The sequence below is a fragment of the Variovorax sp. UC74_104 genome, assembly GCF_044055375.1.
Lineage (GTDB): Bacteria > Pseudomonadota > Gammaproteobacteria > Burkholderiales > Burkholderiaceae_C > Variovorax.
Genome location: NZ_CP171978.1, coordinates 2,088,152 through 2,106,332 on the forward strand (window position 1 = coordinate 2,088,152; position 18,181 = coordinate 2,106,332).

An 18,181-nucleotide genomic window follows, 5' to 3' on the forward strand; every position below is an offset into this window, starting at 1 on the left:
CCCACTTCGTGTGGCCGCCAACCCCCTTGCAGGGGGCAACACCTGCAGCCCGGCAAAGCCGGTTCTGCGGTGTTCCCCGAATGAGCCAAACCGCTGGAATTTAGGAAGAGTCGATATGCAACGTTCCAACAACGACATCTGGGTCGGCCTGTTCGTCCTGATCGGCGCTGCTGCGCTGCTGTTCCTCGCGCTGCAGTCGGCCAACCTGCTGAGCCTGAACTTCCAGAAGACCTATTCGGTCACGGCGCGCTTCGACAACATCGGCGGCCTGAAGCCGCAGACCGCGGTGAAGAGCGCGGGCGTGGTGGTCGGCCGTGTGGAATCCATCTCCTTCAACGACAAGACCTTTCAGGCAGACGTCACGCTGGCTTTGCAAAACCGTTACAGTTTTCCCAAGGACAGCTCGCTCAAGATCCTGACCAGTGGCTTGCTCGGCGAGCAGTACATCGGAATCGAGGCGGGCGCCGAGGACAAGAACCTGCAAGCCGGCGACACCATCACTGCGACCCAGTCGGCCGTGGTGCTGGAAAACCTGATCAGCCAGTTCCTGTACAGCAAGGCGGCGGAGGGAAATTCCACGTCTGGAACAGCCAACAAGAAATGAAAACACGATCTTCTTTGTCTTTTGCTATGAATAACGTAGCAAATTGCGCCCGCTGGATTGGCGCCGGCGCAGTACTCGCCCTGGCCGCCGGTTGCGCGACTGGCCCCAGCGCCAACCCCGCCGACCCCTTCGAGCCGTTCAACCGCGGCGTCTCGCGCTTCAACGACGCCGTCGACGATGCCGTGCTGGTCCCCGCGGCCACGGCCTACCAGAACGCGCTGCCCTCCATGGTGCGCACCGGCGTGAACAACTTCTTCAGCAACATCGGCGACGTCTGGAACCTGGCCAACAACGTGGCCCAGCTCAAGCTGCAGAACAGCGCCGAGACCTTCATGCGGCTGAACGTCAACACCATCTTCGGCCTCGGCGGCGTGCTGGACGTGGCGACCGAGGCGGGCATCCCGCGCCACGAGGAAGACTTCGGCCAGACCCTGGGCTACTGGGGCGTGGGCTCCGGCCCGTACGTGGTGCTGCCGCTGCTGGGCTCCTCCACGCTGCGCGACACCGCCGCCAAGCCGCTCGACATGTGGGGCGACCCGCTGGGCCATGTGGAAGACATCCCCTGGCGCAATTCGCTGACGGTGCTGCGCGTCGTCGACACGCGCTCGCAGTACCTGCGCGCGAGCCGCCTGCTCGGCGACGCGGCGCTCGACAAGTATTCGTTCACGCGCGATGCGTACCTGCAGCGCCGCCGCAGCCAGGTCTACGACGGCAACCCGCCCGACGACGGCGGCGGCATGGACAAGGGCGCCGACAAATAAAGACCACGCAGGGAGGGCAGGCCGCTTGCATCCGGTTGCAAGGCTTCACCTCCCGGACAGGAACCCCGTCGGCCCGGTGGGGCTCGAATCCGTTCCTGTCTCAGCAGCCGGTTTTTTCCGGGTGCCTGCGGATTTTCAAACTTGAATGAGGGACTCTCCATGAACAACAAGACCCTGCAACGTCGCGATCTCGGCCGCCTGGCTCTGGCCGGCGCACTGCTGTTCAGTGCCGCCGTCGCCTTCGTCCAGCCCGCGCGTGCCGCCGACGAGGCGCCCGATGCACTGGTCAAGCGCCTGTCGACCGACGTGCTCGAGACGATCAAGGCCGACTCGTCCATCAAGTCGGGCGACGTCAACAAGATCATGGTGCTGGTCGACAGCAAGATCATGCCGAACGTCAACTTCCAGCGCATGACCGCCTCGGCCGTCGGCCCGGCCTGGCGTACCGCCACTCCCGAGCAGCAGAAGCGCCTGCAGGACGAATTCAAGGCCCTGCTGGTCCGCACCTACGCCGGCGCGCTCGACCAGGTGACCGACCAGACCGTCACCGTGCGTCCGTTCCGCGGTTCGCCCGACGACAAGGACGTGCTGGTGCGCACCGAGGTCAAGGGCCGCGGCGATCCGGTCCAGCTCGACTACCGCCTCGAGAAGACCCCCGGCCAGGGCGCCGGCTGGAAGGTCTACAACCTGAACGTGCTGGGCGTGTGGCTGGTCGATACCTACCGCACCCAGTTCGCGCAGGAAATCAACAAGAGCGGCATCGACGGCCTGATCGCCGCGCTGGCCGCGCGCAACAAGGGCAACGGCAAGGGCTGAGCCGGAGCCGCGCGCAATGCTGGTCCTGCCCGCCCGACTGACCCATGACGAGGCCCCCGCCTGCATGCGCATGCTGCAGCAGGGGCTCAAGGGCCAGGCCGACTCGTCGTCGACCGTGGTCGACGCGACGGCGCTGACCCATTTCGACTCCTCTGCGCTGGCCGTGCTGCTCGAATGCCGGCGCGAATCGAGCGCTCTGGGGCGCGGTTTCTCAGTCAAGGGGCTCTCGCCCCGGCTGCGCGAACTGGCGGCCCTGTACGGCATTGCCGGACTGTTGCCCGCCGCGCCCTGACCCGTTGGCCCCGGCGGGGGCGGCATGAGGGTATCGGGCCGCTGCAAGGCAGCTTGTAGAGCGGCACCTTAAAATCGCGGGCTTCCATGCCCGCGATCTCATTCCAGTCGGTCTCCAAGACCTATCCCCCTTCCAGACAGCAGAAAGCCCAGGGCAAGTCCGGGCTCAAGGCGGTCGATGAGGTCAGCTTCCAGATCGAGGAGGGCGAGTTCTTCGGCCTGCTCGGCCCGAACGGCGCGGGAAAGACCACCCTGATCAGCATGCTCGCCGGCCTTTCGCGGCCCACGGCGGGCGCCATCAGCGTCCATGGATTCGACGTGCAGCGCGAGTACGCGCAGGCGCGCCGGCAGCTCGGCATCGTGCCGCAGGAGCTGGTGTTCGATCCCTTCTTCAACGTGCGCGAGTCGCTGCGCATCCAGTCGGGCTACTTCGGCATCACCAACAATGAGGCCTGGATCGACGAGCTGCTGCAGAGCCTGGGCCTGGCCGACAAGGCCACGGCCAACATGCGCCAGCTCTCGGGCGGCATGAAGCGCCGCGTGCTGGTGGCGCAGGCACTGGTGCACAAGCCGCCGGTGATCGTGCTCGACGAGCCCACCGCCGGCGTCGACGTCGAGCTGCGCCAGACGCTCTGGCAGTTCGTGGCCAGGCTCAACAAGCAGGGCAGCACCGTACTGCTCACCACCCATTATCTCGAAGAGGCCGAGGCGCTGTGCAGTCGCATCGCGATGCTCAAGCTCGGCAAGGTGATCGCGCTCGACCGCACCAGCGAGCTGCTGAAATCGGCCGCGAGCAACGTGCTGCGCTTCAAGACCGACGCCATGCTGCCCTGGGCGATCGCACAGCACGCGCGTATCACCGGGCGCATCGTGCAGCTGCCGGCGCAGAACGCCCATGAAGTCGAACAACTGCTGGCCGCCATTCGCGAAGCCGGGGTCACGGTGGAAGACGTGGAAATGCGCAAGGCCGACCTGGAAGACGTGTTCATCGACCTGATGGCCGGCGAGCAGACTCCGCTGGAGGTGGCGCGATGAGCGCCGCGCCGGGCCGCCCCAAGCAAGCGAAGCTCCCCCTCGGGGGAAGCACGGGCACGCAGTGCCGTGCAAGGGGGCCTCATGATGGCCGTCACTGGCTGGCGCGCGCTGCTCTACAAGGAAACGCTGCGCTTCTGGAAGGTCGGCTTCCAGACCGTGGGCGCGCCGGTGCTCACCGCGCTGCTGTACCTGATGGTGTTCGGCCACGTGCTCGAAGACCACGTGAAGGTCTACGGCACCGTCGGCTACACCGCCTTCCTCGTTCCGGGCCTGGTGATGATGAGCGTGCTGCAGAACGCCTTCGCCAACAGCTCGTCGTCCATCATCCAGAGCAAGATCATGGGCAACCTGGTCTTCGTGCTGCTCACGCCGCTGTCGCACTGGGGCTGGTTCTTCGCCTACGTGGGCTCGTCGATCATCCGCGGGCTGGCCGTGGGCCTGGGCGTGTTCGTGGTGACGGTGCTGTTCGCGCAGCCGAGCTTCGTCGCGCCGGGCTGGATCCTGGTGTTCGCGCTGCTGGGCTCGGCCATGCTGGGCACGCTGGGACTCATCGCCGGGCTCTGGGCCGAGAAGTTCGACCAGATGGCGGTGTTCCAGAACTTCCTGATCATGCCCATGACCTTCCTGTCGGGCGTGTTCTATTCGATCGGCTCGCTGCCGCCGTTCTGGCAGAGCGTCAGCCACCTGAACCCGTTCTTCTACATGATCGACGGTTTCCGCTACGGCTTCTTCGGCGTGAGCGACGCCTCGCCCTGGCTCAGCCTGGGCATCGTCGGCACCGCGTGGCTGGTGGTGAGCGCCATTGCCATCCATCTCCTGCGCATAGGCTACAAAATCCGGGGCTGAACGCCTCCTTCCACGATCCCCATGACCGCTGACCAGCTCCAAGCCATCATCACCGCCCACCTGCCGTGCGAGCACATCTCGCTGGAGGGCGATGGCCGACATTGGTACGCGACCATCGTCTCGGCCGAATTCGAGGGCAAGCGCTCGATCCAGCGCCACCAGCGGGTCTACGCCACCCTGGGTGCGAAAATGCACACCGACGAGGTGCATGCGCTTTCGATGAAGACATACACGCCGGCCGAATGGGCGGCGGTGGAAAAATAACTCCCCGGCCCCTGGCGGCCTCCTGATTTCGCTGGAACTTCGATGGACAAACTTCTGATTCGCGGCGGGCGAGAGCTCCGCGGCGAAGTACTCATTTCCGGCGCCAAGAACGCAGCGCTGCCCGAACTGTGCGCGGCCCTGCTGACCGACCAGCCCGTGGTGCTGCACAACGTGCCGCGCCTGCAGGACGTGTCGACCATGCTCAAGCTGGTGCGCAACATGGGCGTTTCGGCCGAGCGCGACGCGAACGACAAAGATGGCGGCACGGTGCGGCTCAATGCGGCCGAACTCACCAAGCCGGAGGCGCCCTACGAGCTGGTCAAGACCATGCGCGCCTCCGTGCTGGCGCTGGGCCCGCTGCTGGCGCGCTTCGGCCACGCCAAGGTGTCGCTGCCCGGCGGCTGTGCCATCGGCTCGCGGCCGGTCGACCAGCACATCAAGGGCCTGCAGGCCATGGGTGCCGAGATCGTGGTCGATCACGGCTACATGGTCGCGCGCCTGCCGGCCGGGCGCACGCGGCTGAAGGGCGCGCGCATCCTGACCGACATGGTCACCGTCACCGGCACCGAGAACTTCCTCATGGCCGCCGCGCTGGCCGAGGGCGAGACGCTGCTGGAGAACGCCGCGCAGGAGCCCGAGATCGTCGACCTGGCCGAGATGCTGATCCGCATGGGCGCCAAGATCGAAGGCCACGGCACCAGCCACATCCGCATCCAGGGTGTCGAGAAGCTGCACGGCTGCGAACACGCCGTGGTGGCCGACCGCATCGAGGCCGGCACCTTCATGTGCGCCGTGGCGGCGACGGGCGGCGAGGCCTTCCTGCGCCATGCGCGCGGCGACCATCTGGACGCGGTGATCGACAAGCTGCGCGACGCCGGCTGCAAGATCACGTCCGAGAAGGACGGCGTGCGCATCGCCTCCAGGGGGCCGGCCTACGAGCACCTGAAGGCGCAGAGCTTCAGCACCACCGAATACCCGGGCTTCCCGACCGACATGCAGGCCCAGTTCATGGCGCTGAACGTGATCGCGCGCGGCGCCTCGATGGTCACGGAGACCATCTTCGAGAACCGCTTCATGCACGTGAACGAGATGGTGCGCCTGGGCGCCCACATCCACGTCGAAGGCAAGGTGGCGATGGTCGAGGGCGTGCAGCAGCTCTCGGGCGCCACCGTGATGGCCACCGACCTTCGCGCGTCCGCCAGCCTCGTCATCGCCGGCCTCGTGGCCGAGGGCGAGACGCTGGTCGACCGCATCTACCACCTCGACCGGGGCTACGACCGCATGGAAGCCAAACTGCGCGGCCTCGGCGCCGACATCGAACGACTGACCGGAGCCGCAGCCGCATGATTACCTTGGCGCTTTCCAAAGGCCGCATCTTCGAGGAGACGATGCCCCTGCTGGCCGCCGCCGGCATCGAGGTCACCGAAGACCCCGAGAAGTCGCGCAAGCTCATCCTCGGCACCACCCGCCCCGACGTGCGTGTGGTGCTGGTGCGCGCCTCCGACGTGCCGACCTACGTGCAGTACGGCGGCGCCGACCTCGGCGTGACCGGCCTCGACGTTTTGCTCGAACACGGCAACCAGGGCCTCTACCAGCCGCTGGACCTGCGCATCGCCGCCTGCCGCCTGAGCGTGGCCGTGCGCGCCGACTACGACTACGCCTCGGCCGTGAAGCAGGGCTCGCGCCTGCGCGTGGCGACCAAGTACGTGGGCCTGGCGCGCGACTTCTTCGCCAGCAAGGGCGTGCACGTCGACCTGATCAAGCTCTACGGCAGCATGGAGCTGGCGCCGCTCACGGGCCTTGCCGACGCCATCGTCGACCTGGTCTCCACAGGCAACACGCTCAAGGCCAACCACCTCGTCGAGGTGGAACGCATCATGGACATCAGCGCCCGCCTGGTGGTGAACCAGGCCGCGCTGAAGCTCAAGCGCGAGCCGATCCGCCACATCATCGACGCCTTCGCGTCGGCTATTCCGAAGGCTTGAGAAGAGCCATGTCCGAAGAGAACAAGAAGAGCTTCTTTTCGAGACTCGATAGCCACTACGCGGCAGTCGAGATGATCAAGGACGCCTCCAAGGCGCTCTGGATCGTCGCGGCGCTCCAAGCCATTTCGGCGCTGATCGGCGACAGGCTCGGCTTGATCGATGCTGCATTGAATGCCGTCTGTGCGTTCGGCATCGCCCGTTTTCGCAGCCGTGTCGCCGCTGGGTTTGCTCTGATGCTTGCGCTCGGAACCCTGATCTTTGCGGGCTACAGGATGGCCGCCGGTGGCGGCGTAAGCGGAGCGGGAGCCCTGATCGCTGTGTTCGCCGTCTGGGCCTCGGCTCGCGCCCTGGAGGCAACCGTGAAGATCCGGGGCTCGCTGGCCAACAAACCCTCGCACTTTTCGAGCGACTTCGAGTGAGCAACCTCCCAGTCGGATTTTTCCCTCGGTACATACGATGAAATTGAAAGCAGCCCCCCTCCGCCTGTCCACGACTTCAGCCAGCTTCGACGCTGAATTCAAGGCGCGGCTGCATTGGTCGGCGGACGCCGACGCGGCCATCGAGAAGGTGGTGGCGGACATCCTCGCCGACGTGCAAAAGCGCGGCGACGAGGCGGTGCTGGAGTACACCCGCCGCTTCGACGGCCTCGGCGCAGCCGCCATGTCCGAGCTCGAGCTGACGCAGGCCGATTTCAAGGAAGCCTTCGATTCGCTGCCCGCCGCGCAGCGCGATGCGCTGCAGGCCGCCGCTGATCGCGTGCGCAGCTATCACGAGGCCCAGAAGAAGGCCAGCGGCGAGAGCTGGAGCTACCGCGACGCGGACGGCACGCTGCTGGGCCAGAAGGTCACGCCGCTCGATCGCGTCGGCATCTATGTGCCGGGCGGCAAGGCGGCCTATCCGTCGAGCCTGCTGATGAATGCGATCCCGGCCCACGTGGCCGGCGTCGGGGAGATCATCATGGTGGTCCCGACGCCCGTGAAGGGCAGCGTGGCGACGGGCGGCGCGGGCGGGCAGTCGTCCACGAAAGGCGAGCGCAATGTGCTGGTGCTTGCCGCCGCCTACGTGGCCGGCGTGACCCGCGCTTTCACCATCGGCGGCGCCCAGGCCGTGGCCGCGCTGGCCTACGGCACCGCCACCATCCCCGCCGTCGACAAGATCACCGGCCCCGGCAACGCCTACGTGGCCGCCGCCAAGCGCCGCGTGTTCGGCACCGTGGGCATCGACATGATCGCGGGCCCGAGCGAGATCCTGGTGCTGGCCGACGGATCCACGCCGCCCGATTGGGTGGCGATGGACCTGTTCAGCCAGGCCGAGCACGACGAACTGGCCCAGAGCATCCTGCTGTGCCCCGACGCCGCCTACATCGACCGCGTGCAGGCCGAGATCGACCGCCTGCTGCCCACGATGCCGCGTGCGGAGATCATCGCCGCCTCGCTCAACGGCCGCGGCGCGCTGATCCACACGAAGAGCATGGAAGAGGCCTGCGAGATCAGCAACCGCATCGCCCCCGAGCACCTGGAAGTCAGCAGCAGCGAGCCGAACCGCTGGGAGCCGCTGCTGCGCCATGCCGGCGCGATCTTCCTGGGCGCCTTCACCAGCGAGAGCCTGGGCGACTACTGCGCGGGACCGAACCACGTGCTGCCCACCAGCGGCACGGCGCGCTTCTCGAGCCCGCTGGGCGTGTACGACTTCCAGAAGCGATCGAGCCTGATCGAGGTCAGCGAGGCCGGTGCCCAGGTGCTGGGCCCCATCGCCGTGACGCTGGCCGAGGGCGAAGGCCTGCAGGCGCACGCCGAGGCCGCCCGGATGCGGCTGCGTAAGATCTGAAGTCCAACAACAACCCGCATGCGGGAGGAGCACGCCTGATGATCGATCGTCCTTTCGGTTCGCATTTCACCGGTCTCGTCGGTTTCTTCGGTTCGCGCCTGTTCAGGTTCGCCGCCACGGCCATCGCCGGTGCCGCGCTGCTGGCGGCCTGCAGCCAGATGCCGCAGGCACCGCGCGAATCGGTGGCCGCCACGGCCACGCCCAGCGCCGCACCCGCGGCGCCCGCGCCGCAGCTCGGCACGCAGTGGGGCGAGGGCATCGAGTCGAAGACCCGCACGGTCGTCACCAAGCGCCTTTCCGACCGGCCCGACGACGTGGCCTCGCTGGGCTACAACGAAGCTTCCGCCGTTCGGCGCGCGGTGGGCGGCAACCCCGAGCGGCGCCTGAGCCTGATGCTGGCCGACGGCGACGTCGAATGGTCGGTGCTCGACGAGGACGGCCGGCCGCTGCCGCTGCAGCGCGCCCGCCGCGGTGCCGGTGGCGACGACATGTTCCGCCTGGCCGGCGTCGAGGGGGCGCGCTACACGCTGCGTTTTCGCAACCTGAGCGAGCGCAGCTATGAAGTGATCGCCACGGTCGACGGCCTGGACGTGCTCAGCGGCAAGCCCGGCAGCCTGCGCAACGGCGGCTACGTGCTGCAGCCGCTGCAGTCGCTGACCGTCGAGGGCTTCCGCAAGAGCCAGAACGAGGTGGCGGCCTTCCGCTTCTCCGCGCCCGGCCGCGCCTATGCCGCCAACACCGAGGCCGGCGACGTGCGCAACATCGGCGTGATCGGCGCCGCGCTGTTCGAACTCGAGGAGCGCAACGCGCCCCGCCGCCAGCGCCGCGACGCCGCGCCGCAGCAGCCCAGCGCCTTCCCCGCCGACGGTGCCTACGCGCCGCCGCCGCGCTACCGCAAGTGATGTCCATGAAGCGTGCCGCCTTCCTGCTGTTCGCGCTGGCGGCAGCCGCTACCGGCGCGCAGGCCATGAGCATCCGCGAACTGCGCACGCTCGAGGCCGGCGAGAAGGACGGCAAGGCCTACGCCAGCTACTACCTCGTCGGCGTGCTCGAAGGCCTGCGCGAAGGCGTGGAAGCCTCGCAGCGCAACGGGCAGAAGCCCGTGTTCTGCGTCGAGGGCCGCCGCCTCGAGCCCTCCATGGCGCGCTCGCTCTATCAAACGGAGTTGAGCCGCAATTCCGACAGTTACGAAGCCGACATGCCCGTGCAACTGGTCATGATCGGCGCCCTCCGAAACAGCTACCGCTGCACCCGATGACCGCACCTGCCTCCGACTCCGCCCGCCCTTCGCTCGAACGCATCCGAGACGACGTGCGCTCCATGCATGGCTACGCGGTGCAGGACGCCACCGGCTTCATCAAGCTCGACGCGATGGAGAACCCCTTCGGCCTGCCGCCGGCGCTGCAGGCCGAACTCGGCGCGCGGCTCGGTGCGCTGGCGCTCAACCGCTATCCGGGCGAGCGCGGCGCCGACCTGCGCCGCGCGCTGGCCGCGCATGCGCAGATGCCCGAGGGCTTCGAGCTGATGCTGGGCAACGGCTCGGACGAGCTGATCTCGCTGCTGGCCATCGCCTGCGACAAGCCCGGCGCAACGGTGCTGGCGCCGGTGCCGGGCTTCGTCATGTATGCCATGAGCGCGAAGCTGCAGGGCCTGAAGTTCGTCGGCGTGCCGCTCACGGCCGACTTCGAGCTCGACGAGGCCGCCATGCTGGCCGCCATCGAGCGCGAGAAGCCCGCCATCGTCTACCTCGCGTACCCGAACAACCCGACCGCCAACCTCTGGAACGACGCGGTGCTCGAGCGCATCGTCGAGGCCCAGGGCGCGCAGGGCGGCTTGGTCGCCATCGACGAGGCCTACCAGCCCTTCGCCGCGCGCAGCTACATCGACCGGCTCGCGAAGCATGGCCACGTGCTGCTGATGCGCACGCTCAGCAAGTTCGGCCTGGCCGGCATCCGCCTGGGCTATCTGATGGGCCCGGCCGCGCTGGTCGCCGAAATCGACAAGGTGCGCCCGCCCTACAACGTGAGCGTGCTGAACTGCGAGTGCGCGCTCTTCGCGCTGGAGCACGCCGACGTGTTCGAGGCGCAGGCCCGCCAGATCCGCGAGGAGCGCGAGCGCCTGATGATGGGCCTGGGCCGCCTGCCCGGCGTGAAGATCTGGCCGAGTGACGCCAACATGATCCTGCTGCGCGTACCCGATGCAGCCAAGACCTTCGCGGGCATGAAGGCGCACGGGGTGCTGGTGAAGAACGTTTCTAAAATGCACGAACTGCTCGCAAACTGCCTGCGCCTGACCGTCGGAACGGCCGACGAGAATGCGCGGATGCTCGCGGCACTCGAAGCCTCACTATGACCACCCCCACCACCACGGCCCTCGCGGGTGCCGCCGATCGCATTGCGACGGTCACCCGCAACACCGCCGAGACCAAGATCACCGTCAGCGTCAACCTCGACGGCACCGGCAAGGCCAAGCTCTCCACCGGCATCGGCTTCTTCGACCACATGCTCGACCAGATCGCCCGCCACGGGCTGATCGACCTCGAGATCGACTGCCAGGGCGACCTGCACATCGACGGCCACCACACCGTGGAAGACGTCGGCATCACGCTGGGTCAGGCCGTGGCCAAGGCCGTGGGCGACAAGAAGGGCATCCGCCGCTATGGCCACGCCTACGTGCCGCTCGACGAAGCCCTGAGCCGCGTTGTCATCGACTTCTCGGGCCGCCCGGGCCTGGTGATGCACGTGCCCTTCACCAGCGGGATGATCGGCGCCTTCGACAGCCAGCTCACCTACGAGTTCTTCCAGGGCTTCGTGAACCACGCCTTCGTCACTCTGCACATCGACAACCTCAAGGGCGTCAACGCGCACCACCAGTGCGAGACGGTGTTCAAGGCCTTCGCGCGCGCCTTGCGAGGCGCTCTCGAGCTCGATCCGCGCTCGGCGGGGATGATCCCGTCGACCAAGGGCTCGCTCTGAGGACGGCGGCCTGAAAGCTATGAAATCTGTAGCAGCAAACACCGTCGCGGTCGTCGACTACGGCATGGGCAACCTGCACTCCGTGTCGCAGGCCGTGCGCCATGCGGCCGACCAGGTCGGCGTGGAGGTGTTCGTCACCTCCGACCCGGACGTGGTCCGCAAGGCCACCCGCGTGGTTCTGCCGGGGCAGGGCGCGATGCCCGACTGCATGCGCGAGCTGCGTGACTCCGGCCTGCAGGAATCGGTGCTCGAGGCGGCGGCGAGCAAGCCGCTCTTCGGCGTGTGCGTGGGCATGCAGATGATGCTGTCGCGCAGCGACGAAGGTCCGACCGACGGCCTGGGCCTCATTCCCGGCGAGGTGGTCAAGTTCGACCTGGCCGGCCGCCTGCAGCCCGACGGCAGCCGCTTCAAGGTGCCACAGATGGGCTGGAACCAGGTTCGGCAGGCCCAGCCGCACGCGGTGTGGGCGGGGGTTCCCGACCTGAGCTATTTCTATTTCGTGCACAGCTTCTATGCCCGCCCGGCCGACCCCAAACACAGTGTGGGCGAGGCGGAATACGGCGCGAGCTTTACCGCGGCCATCGCACGCGATAACATTTTTGCAACCCAGTTCCACCCGGAGAAGAGTGCGGACCACGGGTTGCAGCTCTATCGCAATTTCCTCCACTGGAAACCCTGAACCTATTTTTCCGACCGGGCCGAACCTCTCACAGCCCGGTTTCCGCACACTCGCGTCACTTCCATGCTCCTCATTCCCGCCATTGATCTCAAAGACGGCCACTGCGTTCGCCTCAAGCAGGGCGACATGGATCAGTCCACCATCTTCAGCGAAGACCCCGCCGCCATGGCGCGCAAGTGGGTCGACGCCGGCGCGAGGCGGCTGCACCTGGTCGACCTGAACGGCGCCTTCGCCGGCAAGCCGCAGAACCACGCGGCGATCAAGGCGATCCTGAAGGAGGTGGGCGACGACATCCCGGTGCAGCTCGGCGGCGGCATCCGCGACCTCGACACCATCGAGCGCTACATCGACGACGGCCTGCGCTACGTGATCATCGGCACCGCCGCGGTCAAGAACCCCGGTTTCCTGAAGGACGCCTGCAGCGCCTTCGGCGGCCACATCATCGTGGGCCTGGACGCCAAGGACGGCAAGGTCGCCACCGACGGCTGGAGCAAGCTCACGGGCCACGAGGTGGCCGACCTGGGCAAGAAGTTCGAGGACTACGGCGTCGAGTCGATCATCTACACCGACATCGGTCGCGACGGCATGCTCTCGGGCATCAACATCGAGGCCACCGTCAAGCTGGCCCAGGCGCTGACCATCCCGGTGATCGCCTCGGGCGGCCTGTCGAACATGGCCGACATCGACCAGCTCTGCGCCGTCGAGTCCGACGGCGTCGAGGGCGTGATCTGCGGCCGCGCCATCTACTCGGGCGACCTCGACTTCGCCGCCGCGCAGGCCCGTGCGGACGAACTGGCCGCCTGACGCCTCCATCGCGCAGCGCGTGCTTTCCGCGCTCGCCATCGCCAATTACCGATCGCTGCGGCAGCTGACCGTGCCGCTGGGCCGGCTCACGGTCGTGACCGGGCCCAACGGCAGCGGCAAGTCCAGCGTGTACCGGGCGATGCGCCTGCTGGCCGACATCGCCAACGGGGGCGTGATCCGCTCGCTGGTGCGCGAAGGCGGGCTTTCATCCACGCTGTGGGCCGGGCCTGAGCGCTTCTCGGCCGCCATGCTGCGCGGCGACGTGCCGGTGCAGGGCACCACGCGCAGCGAGCCCGTGGCGCTCAAGCTGGGCTTTGCCGGTGCCGAGGCGGAAGACTTCGGCTACGCCATCGACATCGGCCTGCCGCCGCCCGTTCCCTCCACCGCCTTTTCGCACGACCCGCAGATCAAGCACGAGGCCATCTGGAGCGGCCCGCTGCTGCGGCCGTCCACGCAGCTGGTCGACCGCAAGGGCGCGGCCCTGCGGCTGCGCGAGGGCAAGGGCTGGCAGGCCGTCGGCCGGCCGATTCCCGCCTTCGCCAGCATGATGACCGAGCACGCCGACCCGCGCGACGCGCCCGAGATGCTCACGCTGCGCGAGCAGATGCGCTCCTGGCGCTTCTACGACCACTTCCGCTCCGACGCCGAGGCGCCGGCGCGCCAGCCGCAGCTGGGCACCTACACGCCGGTGCTGGCCAACGACGGCGCCGACCTGGCCGCCGCGCTGCAGACCATCCGCGAGATCGGTGACGGCGAAGCGCTCGACCGCGCCGTGGACGACGCCTTTCCCGGCGCACGCATCGAAATCCAGGCAACCGGCGATCGCTTCGAGACGCTGATGCACCAGCACGGCCTGCTGAGGCCCCTGACGGCCGCCGAGCTCTCCGACGGCACGCTGCGCTACCTGCTGTGGATCGCGGCGCTGCTCACACCACGCCCGCCCGCGCTGCTGGTACTCAACGAACCCGAAACCAGCCTGCACCCCGATCTGCTTCCCGCGCTGGGCCGCCTCATCGCGCAGGCCGCGCGGCATTCGCAGGTGATCGTGGTGTCGCACGCGGCGCGGCTCATTTCGGCGCTGGACGACAGCGACGGCATGCAGCCGGTGGTGCTGGAGAAGCGCTTTGGCGAGACCCGCATCGCGAACCTCGACATGAGCGAGATTCCGCGATGGGAGTGGCCCGCAAGATAGCGAGCCTGGCTACTCGGCCTTCACCGACATCGTCTGGATGATGGTTTCCAGCTGGGCACTCATCGGCAGGTTGATGCTTTCCCCCGACGGAAGCTTGCGCAAAAACCAGCGCTTGTACTGGCGCTCGATCTCGCCGTCTTCGGCCAGCACCTGGAAGGTGTCGACGACCACCTTGTTGAGCTGCGGATCTCCCTTGCGGTACATGATCCCGTAGGGGTCGTAGGAGAGGAAGTCGCCGACCACCTCGTAGTCGGCCTTGGCTGCGTCCTTGGCGATCAGGCCGTAGAGCAGCACGTCGTCGGTGGCGAAGGCGTCGGCCTGGCCGCTCTTCACGAGCCCGAAGGATTCAGCGTGATCGCGCGCCACCTGCAGGTCGATGTTCAGCTTGAACTTCTGCGAGAGCTCGCGCAGCGTCTTCTCGTTGGTGGTGCCCGCGGTCACGGCCACCTTGCGGTTGGCGAGGTCGCGGAACGACTTGATCGGCGAGCCCTTCTTCACCAGCACCTTGGTGCCGGAGACGAACATCGTGGGCGAGAAGCTCACGCGCTTCTGGCGCTCGAGGTTGTTGGTGGTGGAGCCGCACTCCAGGTCGACCTTGCCGCTCACGACCGCGTCGATCCGCGAATCGGAGGTAACGGGCACCCACTTGATCGTGAGGCTCCTGTTCACCGCGTCCTCGATGGCCGTCACCAGCGCGCGGCACAGCTCGATCGAATAGCCGATGGGCTCGTTGCGCGCATTGAGGTATGAGAACGGCACCGACGACTCGCGGTAGCCGATGGCGATGGTGCCGCTCTCACGGGCCTTGGCCAGCGTGCCGGTGAGTTCCTGCGCCTGCGCCGGCCCTGCCGGCAGGACCGCGAGAACCACGACCGCCAGCAGCGCGGCGAAGAGGGAGGGGAAAGCGGATGGCAGCATGCCGATGCGCTTCATGGCTTTTCTTCGCTTCCGCTCAGGCGTGCGCCGGGTGGGCGAGGGTGGCGTTGGCCTCCTCGTCGAGCGCCTTGGCGTTGACTTCGGCGTCGCTCTCGGAAAGCAGCTCGCCCTCCCACTTGGCAACCACCGCCGTGGCGATGGAGTTGCCCACCGCGTTTGTGGCCGAGCGGCCCATGTCGAGGAAGGTGTCCACGCCCAGGATCAGCAGCAGGCCGGCCTCTGGAATGTCGAAGTGGTTCAGCGTGGCTGCAATCACCACCAGCGAGGCGCGCGGCACGCCTGCCATGCCCTTGGAGGTGAGCATGAGGATCAGCAGCATCGTGATCTGCGTGCTGATCGGCATGTGGATGTTGTAGGCCTGCGCGATGAAGAGCACGGCGAAGGTGCAGTACATCATCGAGCCGTCGAGGTTGAACGAATAGCCCATCGGCATCACGAAGCTGGAGATCTTGCGCTTCACGCCGAAACGATCGAGCGCCTGCAGGATCTTCGGATAAGCAGCTTCCGAACTGGCCGTGGCGAACGACAGCAGGAAGGCCTCCTTGATGAGCACCAGCAGCTTGAACACGCGCGGGCCGAGGAACAGGAAGCCCGCCAGGATCAGCACGCCCCACAGCACGAACAGGCCCAGGTAGAAGTCGCCCATGAACACCGCGAACTTCAGCAGGATGCCCAGGCCGTTGACGGCCACGGTGGCGGCCATTGCGGCCAGCACGGCCAGCGGTGCGAGCTTCATCACGTAGCCGGTGATCTTGAGCATCGCGTGCGAAAGCTCCTCGATGGCGGCGACCAGCGTCTTGGCCTTGTCGCCCAGCGAGGCCAGCGCCACGCCGAAGAACATCGAGAACACCACGATCTGCAGGATCTCGTTGTTGGCCATGGCCTCCACGAAGGACTTGGGCACCGTGTGGCTCACGAAGTCCTTCAGCGTGAATTTCGAGGTGGCGAGGTTGGCGGAGGCGCCGATGTCAGGCAACGGCAGCCCGAGGTTCTCGCCGGGCTTGAGCAGGTTGGCCATGACCAGGCCGATCACCAGCGAGATCAGCGACGCGGTGAGGAACCAGCCGATGGCCTTGCCGAACACGCGGCCGACCGACTTGGCGTCGCCCATATGCGCGATGCCCACCACCAGCGTGGAGAACACCAGCGGGCCGATCAGCATCTTGATGAGGCGCAGGAAGACGTCCGAGACGATGGAGACGTAGTCTGCGATTTCCTTGGCGGCTTTCTTGTCCGGAAAGCTGGTGAAGATCATGTAGCCGACGATGATGCCCAGCACCATCGCGATCAGGATCCATGCGGCCATCGGCAGCTTCTTCATTCGTATCCCCTTTTGTCGTGTGAGAGTGATTCTTTCGGGTACGCGGGACCGAGTTGCACCTTGTCTCCCGATGCAAGCCGCCACAGGGTATCCAAGAAGGCCCCGGCCGCGCAATGGCCCGGGATGCCAGTTCCGTGCCACCGCACGGGCGCTGCCTACAATTCCTCACATGGAAACCAGCCTGATCGAGTTCCGCGGCCAGCCCGCCATGCGCGCCACGGGCGCGGACGGAAGCACCCTCACCGTCGCATTGCATGGCGCCCATGTGCTGTCGTGGACCACGGCCGACGCCGTGGAAAGGCTCTACCTGAGCCCGCGCGCGGTGTTCGACGGACAGGCCGCCATCCGCGGCGGCATACCCATTTGCTGCCCGCAGTTTAACCAGCGCGGCATGCTGCCCAAGCATGGCTTCATGCGCAATTTGCCTTGGGAAAACGCCCCTTCCGACGCCCCCCAGACCCTGCGCCTGGCGCTGCGCGACAACGAAGCCACGCGCAAGCTCTGGCCGCACTCTTTCGAGGCACGGCTGGACGCAACGCTGAGCCCCGGCGGGCTGCGCACGGCGCTCACGCTCGTCAACACCGACGTTGCGCCCTGGTCCTTCACCGCGGCGCTGCACACCTACCTGCGCGTCGACGACATCGCCGAAGCGCGCCTGAAGGGCCTCCAGGGCGCCAATCGCTGGGATTCGCTGACCGACGAGCGCTATGCCGAAAAGGCAGAGGCGCTGCACTTCGACGCCGAATTCGACAGCGTCTACGGCGCTGCCGCCCGGCCGCTGCAGCTGGCGCAGCCCGGCGGCACGGTCGAAATCGCCCAGAGCCCCACCTGCACCGAAACCGTGGTCTGGAACCCCGGCGCCGTGCTCGGTGCGAAACTCGCCGACATGCCCGAAGACGGCTATCGCCACATGCTCTGCGTCGAGGCGGCCCGCATCGACGAGCCCGCGCTGCTCGCGCCCGGCGCCCAATGGCTCGGCTGGCAGCAGCTGCGCGTTCTCTGATTACCCCACCGGTTACTTACACACCATGCTTGCCAAACGCATCATTCCCTGCCTCGACGTCACCGGCGGCCGCGTCGTCAAGGGCGTCAACTTCGTCGAACTGCGCGATGCGGGCGATCCGGTCGAGATCGCCGCGCGCTACAACGCGCAGGGCGCCGACGAACTCACCTTCCTCGACATCACCGCCACCAGCGACGGCCGCGACCTGATCCTGCCGATCATCGAGGCCGTGGCCTCGCAGGTTTTCATTCCGCTGACGGTGGGCGGTGGCGTGCGCACCGTGGCCGACGTGCGCCGGCTGCTCAATGCCGGGGCCGACAAGACCAGCTTCAACTCGGCCGCCATCGCCGATCCGCAGGTGATCAGCGACGCATCGCAGAAATACGGCTCGCAGTGCATCGTGGTCGCCATCGACGCCAAGCGCCGCAGCCCCGAGGAGGCCGCCACGCGCGGCGCGGGCTGGGACGTGTACAGCCACGGCGGGCGCAAGAACACCGGCCTGGACGCCGTCGAATGGGCCGCCGAGATGGCCCGCCGCGGCGCCGGCGAGATCCTCTTGACCAGCATGGACCGCGACGGCACCAAGAGCGGTTTCGACCTGGAGCTGACCCGCGCGGTGAGCAACGCCGTGAACGTGCCCGTGATCGCCTCGGGCGGCGTGGGCAGCCTGGACGACCTGGCCGACGGCATCCAGACCGGCGGCGCCGACGCGGTGCTGGCCGCGAGCATCTTCCACTACGGCGAGCACACGGTGGGCGAGGCCAAGGCTCGCATGGCCGCGCGGGGCATTCCCGTGCGCATCGACCGCTGAATGACCCTGCCGGAGGCCCGCCGAACGACTG

Annotated in this window: 22 protein-coding genes; 20 read left to right on the forward strand and 2 right to left on the reverse strand. The window is 67.3% G+C overall.

The features are described 5' to 3' along the window. Nucleotides 1-115: 115 nt before the first annotated feature. From mlaD to ACHMXA_RS09770, 18 genes are all read left to right on the forward strand, one after another. Nucleotides 116-604, forward strand: a complete 489-nt coding sequence (mlaD, locus tag ACHMXA_RS09685) for an outer membrane lipid asymmetry maintenance protein MlaD (RefSeq protein WP_093196378.1) — start codon at nucleotides 116-118, stop codon at nucleotides 602-604. 26 nt (nucleotides 605-630) lie between these two features. Continuing rightward, nucleotides 631-1,365, forward strand: coding sequence for a VacJ family lipoprotein (locus ACHMXA_RS09690; protein ID WP_176667951.1), 735 nt, complete (start codon nucleotides 631-633; stop codon nucleotides 1,363-1,365). Nucleotides 1,366-1,524: 159 nt separating this feature from the next. Next, the gene (locus tag ACHMXA_RS09695) at nucleotides 1,525-2,181 is read left to right on the forward strand and encodes a phospholipid-binding protein MlaC (RefSeq protein WP_176667952.1); all 657 of its coding nucleotides are present in this window, start codon (nucleotides 1,525-1,527) and stop codon (nucleotides 2,179-2,181) included. A gap of 16 nt (nucleotides 2,182-2,197) precedes the next feature. After that, nucleotides 2,198-2,473 (forward strand): lipid asymmetry maintenance protein MlaB, encoded by a 276-nt coding sequence (locus tag ACHMXA_RS09700; RefSeq protein ID WP_126182675.1) that lies wholly within the window; start codon nucleotides 2,198-2,200, stop codon nucleotides 2,471-2,473. A gap of 86 nt (nucleotides 2,474-2,559) precedes the next feature. Continuing rightward, nucleotides 2,560-3,507, forward strand: a complete 948-nt coding sequence (locus tag ACHMXA_RS09705) for an ABC transporter ATP-binding protein (protein ID WP_019654414.1) — start codon at nucleotides 2,560-2,562, stop codon at nucleotides 3,505-3,507. An 81-nt stretch (nucleotides 3,508-3,588) separates the two neighbouring features. After that, nucleotides 3,589-4,353 carry an ABC transporter permease gene (locus ACHMXA_RS09710; protein ID WP_395320437.1) on the forward strand — a complete coding sequence of 255 codons (765 nt, stop codon included), beginning with the start codon at nucleotides 3,589-3,591 and terminating at the stop codon, nucleotides 4,351-4,353. A gap of 21 nt (nucleotides 4,354-4,374) precedes the next feature. Continuing rightward, nucleotides 4,375-4,617, forward strand: coding sequence for a BolA family protein (locus tag ACHMXA_RS09715; RefSeq protein ID WP_019654412.1), 243 nt, complete (start codon nucleotides 4,375-4,377; stop codon nucleotides 4,615-4,617). 42 nt (nucleotides 4,618-4,659) lie between these two features. Beyond that, on the forward strand, nucleotides 4,660-5,964 hold the full coding sequence (gene murA / locus ACHMXA_RS09720; RefSeq protein WP_395320440.1) for a UDP-N-acetylglucosamine 1-carboxyvinyltransferase: 1,305 nt from the start codon (nucleotides 4,660-4,662) through the stop codon (nucleotides 5,962-5,964). Continuing rightward, a complete protein-coding gene (gene hisG, locus ACHMXA_RS09725; RefSeq protein WP_126182678.1) occupies nucleotides 5,961-6,602 on the forward strand; it encodes an ATP phosphoribosyltransferase in 642 nt (213 codons plus the stop codon). The genes murA and hisG overlap by 4 nt, the downstream gene beginning before the upstream one ends. An 8-nt stretch (nucleotides 6,603-6,610) precedes the next feature. Continuing rightward, nucleotides 6,611-7,021, forward strand: a complete 411-nt coding sequence (locus tag ACHMXA_RS09730) for a hypothetical protein (protein WP_395320442.1) — start codon at nucleotides 6,611-6,613, stop codon at nucleotides 7,019-7,021. A gap of 37 nt (nucleotides 7,022-7,058) precedes the next feature. Next, nucleotides 7,059-8,429, forward strand: a complete 1,371-nt coding sequence (hisD, locus tag ACHMXA_RS09735) for a histidinol dehydrogenase (RefSeq protein WP_395320444.1) — start codon at nucleotides 7,059-7,061, stop codon at nucleotides 8,427-8,429. Between the two features lie 38 nt (nucleotides 8,430-8,467). Further along, nucleotides 8,468-9,331 carry a hypothetical protein gene (locus ACHMXA_RS09740; RefSeq protein WP_395320446.1) on the forward strand — a complete coding sequence of 288 codons (864 nt, stop codon included), beginning with the start codon at nucleotides 8,468-8,470 and terminating at the stop codon, nucleotides 9,329-9,331. Between the two features lie 5 nt (nucleotides 9,332-9,336). Continuing rightward, nucleotides 9,337-9,687, forward strand: a complete 351-nt coding sequence (locus ACHMXA_RS09745) for a hypothetical protein (RefSeq protein ID WP_395320448.1) — start codon at nucleotides 9,337-9,339, stop codon at nucleotides 9,685-9,687. After that, a complete protein-coding gene (gene hisC, locus ACHMXA_RS09750) occupies nucleotides 9,684-10,781 on the forward strand; it encodes a histidinol-phosphate transaminase (RefSeq protein ID WP_176667958.1) in 1,098 nt (365 codons plus the stop codon). The genes ACHMXA_RS09745 and hisC overlap by 4 nt, the downstream gene beginning before the upstream one ends. Continuing rightward, a complete protein-coding gene (hisB, locus tag ACHMXA_RS09755; RefSeq protein ID WP_395320451.1) occupies nucleotides 10,778-11,404 on the forward strand; it encodes an imidazoleglycerol-phosphate dehydratase HisB in 627 nt (208 codons plus the stop codon). Before hisC ends, hisB begins: the two co-directional genes overlap by 4 nt. A gap of 19 nt (nucleotides 11,405-11,423) precedes the next feature. Beyond that, complete coding sequence (gene hisH / locus ACHMXA_RS09760; protein ID WP_395320453.1) at nucleotides 11,424-12,083, forward strand: imidazole glycerol phosphate synthase subunit HisH; 660 nt, start codon at nucleotides 11,424-11,426, stop codon at nucleotides 12,081-12,083. A 63-nt stretch (nucleotides 12,084-12,146) separates the two neighbouring features. Then, a complete protein-coding gene (gene hisA / locus ACHMXA_RS09765; protein ID WP_093196354.1) occupies nucleotides 12,147-12,887 on the forward strand; it encodes a 1-(5-phosphoribosyl)-5-[(5-phosphoribosylamino)methylideneamino]imidazole-4-carboxamide isomerase in 741 nt (246 codons plus the stop codon). A gap of 19 nt (nucleotides 12,888-12,906) precedes the next feature. Then, a complete protein-coding gene (locus ACHMXA_RS09770) occupies nucleotides 12,907-14,079 on the forward strand; it encodes an AAA family ATPase (RefSeq protein WP_395321274.1) in 1,173 nt (390 codons plus the stop codon). A gap of 9 nt (nucleotides 14,080-14,088) precedes the next feature. On the opposite strand, the gene ACHMXA_RS09775 is transcribed toward ACHMXA_RS09770, so the two are convergent. Then, a complete protein-coding gene (locus ACHMXA_RS09775; RefSeq protein ID WP_395321276.1) occupies nucleotides 14,089-14,997 on the reverse strand; it encodes an amino acid ABC transporter substrate-binding protein in 909 nt (302 codons plus the stop codon). Nucleotides 14,998-15,031: 34 nt separating this feature from the next. Further along, nucleotides 15,032-16,336 (reverse strand): dicarboxylate/amino acid:cation symporter, encoded by a 1,305-nt coding sequence (locus tag ACHMXA_RS09780; RefSeq protein ID WP_176667962.1) that lies wholly within the window; start codon nucleotides 16,334-16,336, stop codon nucleotides 15,032-15,034. Nucleotides 16,337-16,505: 169 nt separating this feature from the next. Between ACHMXA_RS09780 and ACHMXA_RS09785 the strand changes: the two genes are divergently transcribed. Further along, complete coding sequence (locus tag ACHMXA_RS09785) at nucleotides 16,506-17,339, forward strand: D-hexose-6-phosphate mutarotase (protein ID WP_395320456.1); 834 nt, start codon at nucleotides 16,506-16,508, stop codon at nucleotides 17,337-17,339. A gap of 25 nt (nucleotides 17,340-17,364) precedes the next feature. After that, complete coding sequence (gene hisF, locus ACHMXA_RS09790; protein WP_019654398.1) at nucleotides 17,365-18,150, forward strand: imidazole glycerol phosphate synthase subunit HisF; 786 nt, start codon at nucleotides 17,365-17,367, stop codon at nucleotides 18,148-18,150. Nucleotides 18,151-18,181: the final 31 nt, after the last annotated feature.

What these genes read in the sequence shown, in the direction of transcription:
- hisG (WP_126182678.1), top strand. Translation starts at nt 5,961, where the DNA reads ATGATTACCTTGGCGCTTTCCAAAGGCCGCATCTTCGAGGAGACGATG.
- hisD (WP_395320444.1), top strand. Translation starts at nt 7,059, where the DNA reads ATGAAATTGAAAGCAGCCCCCCTCCGCCTGTCCACGACTTCAGCCAGC.
- ACHMXA_RS09780 (WP_176667962.1), bottom strand. Translation starts at nt 16,336, where the DNA reads ATGAAGAAGCTGCCGATGGCCGCATGGATCCTGATCGCGATGGTGCTG.
- ACHMXA_RS09785 (WP_395320456.1), top strand. Translation starts at nt 16,506, where the DNA reads ATGGAAACCAGCCTGATCGAGTTCCGCGGCCAGCCCGCCATGCGCGCC.
- ACHMXA_RS09740 (WP_395320446.1), top strand. Translation starts at nt 8,468, where the DNA reads ATGATCGATCGTCCTTTCGGTTCGCATTTCACCGGTCTCGTCGGTTTC.
- hisH (WP_395320453.1), top strand. Translation starts at nt 11,424, where the DNA reads ATGAAATCTGTAGCAGCAAACACCGTCGCGGTCGTCGACTACGGCATG.
- ACHMXA_RS09730 (WP_395320442.1), top strand. Translation starts at nt 6,611, where the DNA reads ATGTCCGAAGAGAACAAGAAGAGCTTCTTTTCGAGACTCGATAGCCAC.
- ACHMXA_RS09690 (WP_176667951.1), top strand. Translation starts at nt 631, where the DNA reads ATGAATAACGTAGCAAATTGCGCCCGCTGGATTGGCGCCGGCGCAGTA.
- ACHMXA_RS09710 (WP_395320437.1), top strand. Translation starts at nt 3,589, where the DNA reads ATGATGGCCGTCACTGGCTGGCGCGCGCTGCTCTACAAGGAAACGCTG.
- murA (WP_395320440.1), top strand. Translation starts at nt 4,660, where the DNA reads ATGGACAAACTTCTGATTCGCGGCGGGCGAGAGCTCCGCGGCGAAGTA.
- hisA (WP_093196354.1), top strand. Translation starts at nt 12,147, where the DNA reads ATGCTCCTCATTCCCGCCATTGATCTCAAAGACGGCCACTGCGTTCGC.
- ACHMXA_RS09715 (WP_019654412.1), top strand. Translation starts at nt 4,375, where the DNA reads ATGACCGCTGACCAGCTCCAAGCCATCATCACCGCCCACCTGCCGTGC.
- ACHMXA_RS09700 (WP_126182675.1), top strand. Translation starts at nt 2,198, where the DNA reads ATGCTGGTCCTGCCCGCCCGACTGACCCATGACGAGGCCCCCGCCTGC.
- mlaD (WP_093196378.1), top strand. Translation starts at nt 116, where the DNA reads ATGCAACGTTCCAACAACGACATCTGGGTCGGCCTGTTCGTCCTGATC.
- hisC (WP_176667958.1), top strand. Translation starts at nt 9,684, where the DNA reads ATGACCGCACCTGCCTCCGACTCCGCCCGCCCTTCGCTCGAACGCATC.
- hisF (WP_019654398.1), top strand. Translation starts at nt 17,365, where the DNA reads ATGCTTGCCAAACGCATCATTCCCTGCCTCGACGTCACCGGCGGCCGC.
- ACHMXA_RS09695 (WP_176667952.1), top strand. Translation starts at nt 1,525, where the DNA reads ATGAACAACAAGACCCTGCAACGTCGCGATCTCGGCCGCCTGGCTCTG.
- ACHMXA_RS09745 (WP_395320448.1), top strand. Translation starts at nt 9,337, where the DNA reads ATGAAGCGTGCCGCCTTCCTGCTGTTCGCGCTGGCGGCAGCCGCTACC.
- hisB (WP_395320451.1), top strand. Translation starts at nt 10,778, where the DNA reads ATGACCACCCCCACCACCACGGCCCTCGCGGGTGCCGCCGATCGCATT.
- ACHMXA_RS09775 (WP_395321276.1), bottom strand. Translation starts at nt 14,997, where the DNA reads ATGCTGCCATCCGCTTTCCCCTCCCTCTTCGCCGCGCTGCTGGCGGTC.
- ACHMXA_RS09705 (WP_019654414.1), top strand. Translation starts at nt 2,560, where the DNA reads ATGCCCGCGATCTCATTCCAGTCGGTCTCCAAGACCTATCCCCCTTCC.